Source organism: Sporolactobacillus inulinus (assembly GCF_006539285.1).
GTDB lineage: Bacteria > Bacillota > Bacilli > Bacillales > Sporolactobacillaceae > Sporolactobacillus > Sporolactobacillus inulinus.
Genome location: NZ_BJMS01000029.1, coordinates 1 through 8,453 on the forward strand (window position 1 = coordinate 1; position 8,453 = coordinate 8,453).

The 8,453-nt window shown below is 44.4% G+C and carries 6 protein-coding genes; all 6 read left to right on the forward strand.

The window, feature by feature from the left end:
• The first annotated feature begins 146 nt into the window (after positions 1-146).
• The 6 genes from SIN01_RS05790 to SIN01_RS05815 all read left to right on the forward strand — a co-directional run bounded on the left by SIN01_RS05790 (position 147) and on the right by SIN01_RS05815 (position 8,445).
• Complete coding sequence (locus SIN01_RS05790; RefSeq protein ID WP_010023347.1) at positions 147-1,664, forward strand: Ppx/GppA phosphatase family protein; 1,518 nt, start codon at positions 147-149, stop codon at positions 1,662-1,664.
• A gap of 9 nt (positions 1,665-1,673) precedes the next feature.
• Positions 1,674-3,815, forward strand: a complete 2,142-nt coding sequence (locus SIN01_RS05795; protein ID WP_029548070.1) for an RNA degradosome polyphosphate kinase — start codon at positions 1,674-1,676, stop codon at positions 3,813-3,815.
• Positions 3,816-4,126: 311 nt separating this feature from the next.
• On the forward strand, positions 4,127-4,510 hold the full coding sequence (gene nrdI, locus SIN01_RS05800) for a class Ib ribonucleoside-diphosphate reductase assembly flavoprotein NrdI (RefSeq protein ID WP_010024313.1): 384 nt from the start codon (positions 4,127-4,129) through the stop codon (positions 4,508-4,510).
• On the forward strand, positions 4,473-6,578 hold the full coding sequence (gene nrdE / locus SIN01_RS05805) for a class 1b ribonucleoside-diphosphate reductase subunit alpha (protein ID WP_010024315.1): 2,106 nt from the start codon (positions 4,473-4,475) through the stop codon (positions 6,576-6,578). The genes nrdI and nrdE overlap by 38 nt, the downstream gene beginning before the upstream one ends.
• Before the next feature lie 63 nt (positions 6,579-6,641).
• Entirely contained in the window at positions 6,642-7,622 is a 981-nt protein-coding gene (gene nrdF / locus SIN01_RS05810; RefSeq protein WP_010024316.1) for a class 1b ribonucleoside-diphosphate reductase subunit beta, read from the forward strand.
• 181 nt (positions 7,623-7,803) lie between these two features.
• Positions 7,804-8,445: a YpjP family protein gene (locus SIN01_RS05815; protein ID WP_010024317.1), complete on the forward strand. Its 642-nt coding sequence runs from the start codon at positions 7,804-7,806 to the stop codon at positions 8,443-8,445.
• The last annotated feature ends 8 nt before the right edge of the window (positions 8,446-8,453 follow it).

The following is an 8,453-nucleotide window of genomic DNA, read 5'->3' on the forward strand; positions in this document are numbered from 1 at the left end:
AAGTCATCACATCCTGCGGAAGTCGCAACGTAAATTTATTATGAAGAATTTAATTGGATTCTCATATACAATGAAATATGCCGTATAATAACTATTAAGTGCTAAGAAAATGGAAATAGAGACATGTGAGTTGTGGGGTGAGGACGATGGCGAATCATAAACTCTTCGCTTCGATTACGGTTGGGCTGCAGACACTGGTACTGAAGATCGCCGATTTGACAAAAATGTCGCTTGTCGACTATGTGAAGGCTGACGTTTCGATCGGTGCAGATATTTACAATCATCATATGATTGAATTCAATACGGTTGATCAGGCTTGCCGTCAATTAGCAGGTTTTGTACAAATCATGAATGATTACGGCGTTAGAGAATATCGTGCGGTCGCGGCAAGTTCCGTCAAAGAAGCACGCAACGCAGAGTATATTAAAGAACAAATTCGGATTAAAACGGGATTAAATCTCACATGGCTGGCGAATGCTGAGGAACGTTTTTTACATAATCAGGCGGTTGCCTATAATTCGGATCGATTTAATGAACTCATCCAAAAAGGAACGATGCTGATTGACATTGGTTCGGGGAGCATGCAGCTGACGGTATATAATGCAGGTCATTTTGTTTTTTCACGGAATATTAAGCTTGGGCCGCTGCGTATCCGCGAACTGCTTGGCGATCTTGAAAGTAAAACAGGCGATTATGTAGAAATCATGGAAGATTATATCCGCAGCAAAATTGGCGGGTACCATCAGTTCGCACCTAAAGAGATTAAAGTACAAAAGTTCGTGCTTGTTGGTACAGATCTGCGCGCGTTTAAACATATGTTTCTGGGCGGTCGCATTGACACGTTAACTCGGGAACGTTTTGTTGAACTCTATCATCATATTCTGAAGATTCCCCCCCAAATTCTTGCAAAGGAATATAAAGTTCCCTATGAATCGGCAACACAATTGCTTCCTTCGGTAATGATCTTGAAAAAAACGCTCGAGCTTACCGGTGCAAAAAGTATTACTCTGTCCGATGCTGATCTCGCCGATGGACTGATTGTACATGAACTGCTTGAAATGCGCAAAAAGGTGCTGGATCACTCGTTTACAGAAGATATCATTGTATCTGCACGCAATATTGCCAATCGCTACAACTGTGATCCAGAGCACATTATGGTCGTTGAACGCTTTGCGCTGCACTTGTTTGACCGTTTGCGGCGCCTTCATGGACTGGACAAGCGGGACAGGCTGTTGCTTCAGCTTGCGGCAATTCTGCAGGACACCGGAAGTTATATTGACATGAATGCTCATTATGTGCATTCCTATTACATTATCCAATCATCCGAGATTATCGGCATTTCAGAACTTGAACGCGATCTTGTTGCCACGATTGCCCGTTATCATAGTGCTGAAACGCCTTCGATTAACAACACAGCTTTTCGCAGACTGCCGGAGTCGAGTAGGCTGGTTGCTGCGAAACTTGCTGCGCTGCTTCGTATTGCGGATGCGCTTGATGACAGCAGGCAGCAGAAGGTGGAACGGATTGCCGTATCCATGAAAAAGGATCAAGTGACGATCACGGCACGTTCTGATGATGATCTCTCGCTTGAAAAGCAGACGTTTAATGATAAGTCAGCCTATTTTGAGGAAGTTTTTGGGTTGAAACCGATTTTAAGAGGGTAGGTGGTTGTCATGGAACAGTTCGATCGACAGGAGTACTTCAGCAATCGCGAACTGAGCTGGTTGCTTTTTAATGAGCGGGTTCTTGAGGAAGCAAGAGACAAAGATAATCCGCTGCTTGAACGGGTGAAGTTTTTGTCGATCACCGCAAGCAACCTAGACGAATTCTTTATGGTACGTGTGGCATCCTTAATTGATATGGTTAACGTTGGCTATGATAAACCGGATCCTTCCGGAATGAAGCCGGATCAGCAGCTTGCCGCAATCAGCACAGCGGCCCACCATATGATTGCCCAACAGTATACAACGTATAATCGGATGCTGAAGAAGCTTCTTGATGAGAAAAATATTCATATTCTTGACATAGACGAGTTATCGCAAAAACAGCTTGATTTTATCGACCATTACTTCAATCGCGAAGTTTATCCGGTTCTGACACCGATGGCCGTCGATTCCTCACGCCCGTTTCCGCTGATCTTGAATAAGAGCATAAACATCGCTGCATTCATTCATAAAAGGAACAGTCAAATCCAGCATCGTGAGTTTGTCACGGTGCAGGTTCCGAATGTTCTGCCGCGCGTCGTCAAACTGCCGGGTCAAGAGGGACATACCAGTTTCATTCTGCTCGAAAACATTATTCGCCGACATTTACATCAGCTGTTTGTCGGCTTTGATGTTATTGAATCGGCGTGTTACAGAGTTATTCGTGATATGGATCTGGAAGTTGATGAGGAGGATACAGAAGATCTGCTTAAGGAAATTGAGAAGCAGCTCCGTTTGCGTGAACGCGGCAATGTGATTCATCTTGATGTCGAGGCAGGAATCAGTGACCGCTTAATCGCTAAATTATTCGACCGCCTTTCCGTAAGTCAAGAAAATGTCTATCGCGTAAACGGACCGATCGATCTAACTTTTCTTTCCAAATTAGTGGGGAAAATTGACGCACCGGGTGATATGGTCTATTCAGCGAACCGTCCATTTATTCAGTACGAATTGCTTGAGCATTCGATCTTTGACGCAATGCGTGCGGGCGACATTTATCTTCACCATCCGTATGAATCCTTTGATCCGGTGATCGAATTGATTCGCCAAGCTTCAAGGGATCCGCAGGTGCTGGCGATTAAAATGACACTGTACCGCGTATCGGGTCATTCTCCGATCATCCGTTATTTGGAAAAAGCCGCTGAAAACGGCAAACAGGTGACGGTACTGGTTGAGCTGAAAGCACGTTTTGATGAAGAAAACAACATTAACTGGGCACAGAAATTGGAAAAAACGGGATGCCATGTTATTTACGGACTTGTTGGGCTGAAAACCCACTGCAAAATGGCGCTTGTCGTCAGACGAGAAGAAAACGGGATTAAGCGTTACATGCATTTTGGAACGGGGAACTACAATGACATTACCGCTCACTTTTATACAGACATGGGTCTTCTGACTTGCAATGAGCAAATGGGAATTGATGCATCCAACGTATTCAACATGCTCTCCGGCTATTCGGAACCGCCTTATTTCCATAAATTAGTCATGGCGCCGCTTTGGCTGCGCGATACATTGATGGATCTGATTGATCATGAAATGAAAAATGCACAGGACGGAAAGCCGGCATTTATTCGTGCTAAAATGAATGCTTTGTCAGATGAAGGGATGATTAAGGCCTTGTACCGCGCATCAGCAGCCGGTGTGAAGATTCAACTGATCATCCGCGGCATCTGCTGCCTGCGCACAGGGATTCCCGGCGTCAGCGAGAATATTGTCGTACATTCGATTGTCGGCCGCTACCTGGAGCACAGCAGGATCTATATGTTCGGTAACGGTGGCGAAACACTTGTCTATCTGGCCAGTGCTGACCTAATGCCTCGAAATTTAAATCGACGGGTTGAATTAATGTTTCCGATTGAGAATGCACAGATCAAAAAGACCATCATCGATTTGTTTGATTTGATGATGCGCGACAATATCAAAACGCGCGTTCTAGGAAGCGATAACCACTATGAAAAAACGGATCGACGCGGAAAAATCCCCTTTAATGTTCAGGAGTACTTGGCAAGGATGGCGGCGCAGCGAACGATTCGTCGTGAGCATTCATTGCGTGATCGGCGAACCTTTATTCCAATCAAGGGGAACGAAAATTCACAGAATCCGGATAATTGACGGGACAACCGAAAAATTTCTCGACAAATTTGGAGAGCCTTTTTCCCTTAAAACCGCGCATTTTTGAATTAAGAGAGAAGGCGCTCAGTTTGGTGCAGGAAGAGACATATTGAAACACATCGGAACATGGCTTATGATAAAAGATAGTTTTTAAAAAACAGGATCAGATCGGATCAATCAGCCACAATATATTCTGGTATAAAATCGTTGAAATACCACAATATATTGTGGTATTGTATTTAATAGAATCAATATCTAGTAAAAAGATACTATTCTACGTTTTCATTACATAGTAAAGGAGATGCCCCGAATTGCTGATTTTATACGAAACCATGACGGGGAACGTCAAACGATTTCTTGGCAAGACCGGCTTGTCTTACCAGCCAATCAGCAGCGTGGACCGCGTTCAGGAACCGTTTGTGCTCGTCACGAATACAATTGGCTTCGGCGACGCTCCGGAAACCGTTAAGGAGTTTTTAATGAAAAACGGAAATTATCTCGTTGCTGTCGCTGCTAGCGGAAACAGGAACTGGGGGCATAATTTTGCTCACGCGGCAGATGTTGTATCGAAAAGCTACCATGTTCCTATTCTCTATAAGTTTGAACTGGGCGGCACAGCAGAAGATGTCGCGGAATTTCAAGAAAGGGTGAAGGCACTTGCCGAACGAAGCGATCAAAACAAAGTCCTATACTGAATTAAATAATGAAGTGCTGACTCGTGGAGAAGACGGTTTTTACCGTTTAGAAAGAGACCAAGAGGCGATCCGGGTCTATATGGAAGAAGTTCATGAAAAAACGATTCATTTCTCGGGGATACTTGATCGTCTGCACTATTTGGTTGACGAACATTATTACTACGATGTTTTTGCACAATATAGTGAAGAAGAGATTAAACGTCTGCATCAAATCGCTTCAGACTATCATTTCCAATTTAAATCCTACATGGCTGCAAGTAAATTTTATCGCGACTATGCGATGAAAACCAATGACAAATCTCACTATCTCGAAAACTACGCTGAACGGGTTTCTATTGTTGCTTTATTCCTTTCTGGAGGAAATTATGCGCGCGCGGAGCGATTTATGCATGCGATGATGGAGCAGCGCTATCAGCCGGCCACGCCAACGTTCTTAAATGCGGGAAAAGCACGGCGTGGTGAAATGGTTTCCTGTTTCTTGCTTGAATCCGACGATTCGCTCAATTCGATCAACTACATTGAGAGCACCTCGCAGCAACTGTCGAAAATCGGCGGTGGCGTTGCCTTGAACCTTTCGAAGATTCGTGCGCGCGGAGAAGCGATTAAAGGTGTAGAAGGTGTGGCTAAAGGCGTTATACCAGTTGCACGCAAACTTCAGCTTGGGTTCTCCTATGCGGATCAACTGGGACAGCGTCCGGGTGCAGGTGCCGCCTATCTGAATATTTTTCACATGGACGCTCCGGAATTTTTGGATACGAAGAAGGAAAATGCTGATGAAGACATTCGCCTGTCAACCTTGTCGATTGGTTTGATCGTTCCTGGAAAGTTCTTTGAACTTGCTGAGGCCGGGAAAACGTTTTTCATGTTCGCGCCCTACACCGTCTACAAGGCATACGGCAAGCACTTGGACGACATGAATATGGACGAAATGTATGATGAGCTCGTTTGCAATCCAGCAGTCAAAAAGAAAAGTGCCGATGCGCGTGAATTTTTGAATTTGATTGCTCAAATGCAGATGCAGTCCGGCTACCCATATATTTTTTATAAAGACAATGCCAATAAAAATCATCCGCTCCATCGTCTTGGCGATATCAAAATGTCAAATCTTTGCACAGAGATATTCCAGCTGCAGGAGACCTCAACGATTAACGACTATAGCGTTCCGGATGATATTCGCCGTGACGTTTCCTGCATTCTTGGATCGTTAAATATTGTTAATGTAATGGAATCCGGCAAAGTACGCGACTCTGTTCATTCCGGTATTGCTGCGCTGACCAAGGTCAGTGACATGACAGAAATCCCTAATGCACCAGGCGTCAGTCTGGCTAATCGCGAATTACACTCGGTCGGCTTAGGGGCAATGAATCTGAATGGATATTTGGCGAAAAACCAAATTGCTTACGAATCAGCAGAAGCGCGTGATTTTGCACGGACGTTCTTCTCACTCGTAAATTTCTACTCAATTGAAAAATCGATGTTGATTGCAAAACAGCGCGGAGAAACCTTCAAAGGATTTGAAAAAACCGATTATGCAGATGGCTCCTATTTTAAAAAGTATGAACAGGATGAGTTCGGACCAGAAACCGAGCGCGTTCAAGAACTCTTTAAGGACATTCATGTTCCGACGACTGAGGAATGGATCGAGCTTAAGCACAAGGTTGCAGCCTACGGCTTATACAATGCTTATCGCCTCGCGGTTGCGCCAACGCAATCGATCAGTTACGTGCAGAATGCAACCAGTTCGGTTATGCCGGTGGTTAACGTCATTGAACGACGCAAATACGGAAATAGTGAAACGATTTATCCAATGCCGTTCTTGTCACCGCAGACGATGTGGTACTACAAATCGGCGTATCAGACCAATCAGTATCGTGTGATCGACATGATTGCTGAAATTCAGCAGCATGTCGACCAAGGAATCTCGACAATTCTGTATGTCGACAGTATGACGAGCACGCGGCAGCTTGCACGTCTGTATGTTTATGCACATAAAAAGGGGCTTAAATCGCTTTACTATACAAGAACGCAGCTTCTTTCACCTGAAGAATGCACCGCCTGCTCGGTGTGAGTACATTTGTGGTCCAAATGATACTGGAGTCAGGCAGCTGACCGTACGGAGGATGAATTTTTTATGAAGGCAATTAATTGGAATCGAAATGATAATCAAATTGCAAAGGTGTACTGGAAACAAAATATTAACCAGTTTTGGACGGAAGAGGCATTTAAAGTATCGCGTGACCTTTCCGATTGGTCGAAAATGACGGATGATGAGCGGGCCGTCTATGTCGAAGTGTTATCCGGACTGACCGGTCTTGATCGTGAGCAAGGGGACAACGGAATGCCGCTTGTTGCCATCCACCATGATAATATGCATGAACAAGCCGTTTTTGCCTGGATGGGTATGATGGAACATGTTCATGCAAAATCGTATTCGCATATTTTTTCAACCCTGATTTCATCGCGCGAGACCGATTATTATCTCGGCGAATGGGTGGATCAACAGCCGGAACTGCAAGAAAAATATCGCTTGATTGCGTATTGGTACAATCAGCTTTACGATAAGAAGGAAAATGTGACACCATTCAAGCGCTATATGGCGATGTGTGCCTCCGTATTCTTAGAGAGCTTTTCCTTTTACAGCGGTTTCTTTTATCCGGTTTTCTTATCCGGACAAGGCCGTATGATTGCTAGCGGCGAGATCATTCGTAAAATTATTCAGGATGAGTCGATACATGGAAGCTTCACCGGAATGGTGGCACAACGGCTGTATCGCGAGGATTTAACGGATGAAGAACGCAAGCAAGCAGACCAGCAGCGAGAAAAGCTTCTGGATCAGTTAATTGAGATCGAAAAAACATACACAGAAAAAATATACACGAAAATCGGTTTGACCCGTGAGGTTATGGATTATGTGTACTACAATGCGAATCGCGCATTGCAAAATCTCGGGTATGAGGATAAATATGATCACGAACCGGTGAGCCAAATCGTGCTGAACGGGATTGATACCGGAACCATCAACCATGATTTCTTCTCAACGAAAGGTGATTATGTGGTTCCTCTTAATATTGAACCGCTCACGGATGAAGATTTTAATTTTGACAATGTATGAAGCAAAGAAGGTGTCTCAAAAGTCAATGCGATTGATGAGACAGCTTCTTTTTTTTCAATACTGCATGACCTGCCTGCGCTGAGCGAAAAATCATGCGGGACAGCAGCGCTTAACGACAGAAATCTTTTCCAAGTTGCGAAAAATATAAGAATTATACAACAAATGATTTGGAGGTTTTTCTGTGCCTGCTCAATGGATAAAAAAAGGACTGGTTTCGCTTGTTGCCGTACTAACGTTCGGCTTGGTCACACCAGCACCGCCTGCGCATGATCTGGACAAACAGAATGATCGGCAAAACCTTCATGAGTCGGAGTCCGTTCGTACAAGCGATCACGAGCAAAATGTTCAGCAATCTGAGCAAAGCGATGATTCATGGCGATCATCAGATGAAAAAATGCAGCTAATCAAAGGATTTTCTGCTTATGTGCGCTGCGAAGCATCGGCACAAGGAAAGCAGAAATTTGGTACCCGAATAGGGGAAAAGCTAAATGATCCATACATAAAAGAGGTCGTCCCAGCTTTTATCAATGCGGTTAAAGAGATCAGTATGACGCGCGATAAAACGTGGATTCGATCACTCGACATTACCCATGAACCGGCAGCAGGTTATGGAGAGCGAATCATCCATGTTTACAATACATTATCCGGTCAGGAAGTTGCGAAGCTGCATGTAAGAAGGAATCATCCGCCTCAGGCCGGCTACGCGTTTCAGTTCCATTATCATACTGTATTGGACGGCTTCAAGGACCATCATGAGATCAAAACGATTTACTGGGGGAAAAATATGCCGCCAAAGTGGCAGAACACGCCAATCGAAACGTAACCACACTG

Excerpts from the sequence above, each read along its gene's own strand:
- nrdF (WP_010024316.1), top strand. The coding sequence starts at position 6,642 with ATGAAGGCAATTAATTGGAATCGAAATGATAATCAAATTGCAAAGGTG.
- SIN01_RS05790 (WP_010023347.1), top strand. The coding sequence starts at position 147 with ATGGCGAATCATAAACTCTTCGCTTCGATTACGGTTGGGCTGCAGACA.
- SIN01_RS05795 (WP_029548070.1), top strand. The coding sequence starts at position 1,674 with ATGGAACAGTTCGATCGACAGGAGTACTTCAGCAATCGCGAACTGAGC.